This is a genomic window from Pseudomonas citronellolis (assembly GCF_029335315.1).
Taxonomy (GTDB): Bacteria; Pseudomonadota; Gammaproteobacteria; order Pseudomonadales; family Pseudomonadaceae; genus Pseudomonas; species Pseudomonas citronellolis_A.
In genome coordinates this window covers 1-2,405 of sequence record NZ_JARJLT010000087.1, presented here as the reverse complement: position 1 = coordinate 2,405, position 2,405 = coordinate 1, and the positions used below count along the sequence as shown (strand labels likewise).

Here is a 2,405-nt window from a genome sequence, read left to right as displayed (position 1 = left end):
GGCCACCTGCTCGATCTCGCGGAACTGCTGCTGCATGCCGGCGCTGGTCTGGGTGGATAGCGCGGCGGACTGGTCGGCGGTGGCGCGGGCGTCCTGCACCGAGGACTTCACGTCGCGGATGATCGGCTGCAGCTTGTCGAGGAAGCGGTTGAACCAGCCGGCCAGCTCGCCCAGCTCGTCATGCCCCTGGTATTTCAGGCGCTGGGTCAGGTCGCCCTCGCCGCTGGCGATGTCGCGCAGCATGCCGGCCACGCCGAGGATCGGCCGGGTCACGCCGCGTGCGGTCAGCCACAGCAGCAACAGGACCACCAGCGCCAGGCCGACACCGAAGGCGGTTTCCCAGAGCGCGCCGCTGAGGTTGCGCTCGTCCAGCTCGTCCTGGAGTTTCAGCGACGGTTCCAGCAGCACCTGGCGCGGCACTTCCAGCAGCACGCCCCAGTTCTTCGAGTCGGGGATGGCCTGCAGCGGCTCGACCACCTGCAGCTTGTCCTCGCCCATCAGCGCCTTGGGCGCGCCGGCGGCCTGGATCGCCAGCAGTTCGGCAGCGCCGGGCACGGATTTGCCCAGCGGCTGGCCGAGCTGGTTGGCGTCCTGGCTGTCGCCGGCGAGCAGCCCGGCCGGGCTGAGGATGCGCACCGCGCCGGCGCCGGCGTAGAGGTCGCGGTCGCCGTCCTGGGCCAGCTGCTGCAGGCGGCTGAGGCTGATGTCGGCGCCGATCACCGCCAGCAGCTTGCCGTTCTCCATCAGCGGAAACACCAGGGTGGTCATCAGCACGCGCTGGCCGGAGGCGTCGTCGAAGTACGGGTTGAGCACGCAGGGCTTGAGGTTCTGTTTCGGGCACTGGTACCAGGTGTTGAAGGGCGTGCCGTCGAGCATCGCGGTGGTGTCGGCGATCATCGCCTCGGTCACCGCCAGGCTGCTGTCGCCGCTGGCCTTCTGCGCCCAGTAGGCGCCGAAGCGGCCCTTCTCGTTGCTGCCCAGGGCTTCCTGGCCGGCGAAACGCGCGTCCTGGCCGTCGAGGGCGTCGGGCTCGAACACCACGTAGAGGCTGAGCAGGGTCGGGTTGGACTTGAGCCCGTCATGCACCAGCTTCACCAGGTCCTCGCGCAACACCTGCGGGTCGACGGCGTGCTTGGCGCTCTGCGCGCGCAGCTGGCCGACCTGGCGGGTGAACTGGTCGCCGAAGTGGTAGACGTCGGTGAAGAAGCGCTGGATGGTCTCCGCCTGCTGTTCCGCCCGCGCCTGCATGCGCGCCTGGGCCGCATCCTCGAGCATCTGCGCGTTGGCGGTCTTGACCAGCTGCAGGTTGTGGTTCATCCGCAGCAGCGAGCTGCCGACCAGCAGCGCCACGGTGCACAGCAGGCACAGGCCGGCGAGCAGGGTGATCTTCCACTGGATGGAAAGGCGCGTCAGGAACATGGGTGGGAGTCCTTGGAACGTGGGAGTGCCCAGGCTATCGGCCCGGTGGTGGGATTCTGGAGGGCTCGCGCCAGTCATTTTCCTGCTGCATCAGCGCGCGGTACTGCCCGGGGGTGGAGCCGGTCCATTTGCGGAACGCCTTGTGGAAGGCGCTGGCGTCGGCGAAGCCGAGTTCCTCGGCCAGGTCGGCGAAGTTGCCCTCGCCGGCGTCCAGGCGGGCGATGGCCAGGTCGCGGCGCAGCTGGTCCTTCAGCGCCTGGTAGGACTGGCCCTCGGCGGCGAGCTTGCGGCGCAGGGTCGACGAGGCCATGTAGAAGTGGCTGCCGAGGCTTTCCAGGTCCGGCCAGCGCTCGCAGCGCAGGCCGCGCAGGTAGGCCTTGATCCGCGCCGCCAGGCTCTGCGGGTCGCGGTAGCGCACCAGGATGTTGCCCGGCGCGCTGGCGAGGAAGCGCCGCAGTTCGCGCGCATCGCGGCGCACCGGCAAGGCCAGGGCCTCGGCGTTGAACAGCAGGCGGGTCTGCCGGCGACCGAAGCGCAGGTTGTCGCTGAACATCACCCGGTAGTCCTCGATGTAGTCCGGCTGCGCGCAGCGCAGGTCGATGGCGAGGATCGGCACGCGCCGGCCCGCCAGCCAGCAGGCCAGGCCGTGGACCATCAGGTACAGGGTGAAGTAGCAGAAGGCGCGCTGCGCCGGCGCCTGGCCTTCGTCGAGCTGGATGGCCGCCACCCCGTCCTGGCTGACCAGGCGCGGCTGCAGGCCGTCGAAGATCAGCCCGAGGAAGGCCAGCGCGCGCTCCAGCGCGGCGTCCAGCGTCGCCTCGTGGATCGCCGCGCGGGCCATGAAGTTGAAGCTGCCGGACTTCATGCGCCGCCCGTTCATGCCGAAGAACTCGTCGTCCAGGCGCCGCGCCAGGCGCAGCCAGAGCCGCGCGTAGGCGAGGATCGGCACCCGCGCGTAGGGCTTGCCGAGCAGCTCCCGGGCGATG

At 70.1% G+C, this 2,405-nt stretch carries 2 protein-coding genes; both read right to left on the bottom strand.

Annotated features, from left to right (window positions below; all coding sequences use genetic code 11):
• Window positions 1-1,419, bottom strand: a 1,419-nt coding sequence (locus tag P3W75_RS07665) for a methyl-accepting chemotaxis protein (protein ID WP_276226767.1), incomplete at its 3' end; no start/stop codon positions are given.
• Window positions 1,420-1,453: 34 nt separating this feature from the next.
• Window positions 1,454-2,405, bottom strand: a 952-nt coding sequence (locus P3W75_RS07660; RefSeq protein WP_276226766.1) for an AraC family transcriptional regulator, incomplete at its 5' end; no start/stop codon positions are given.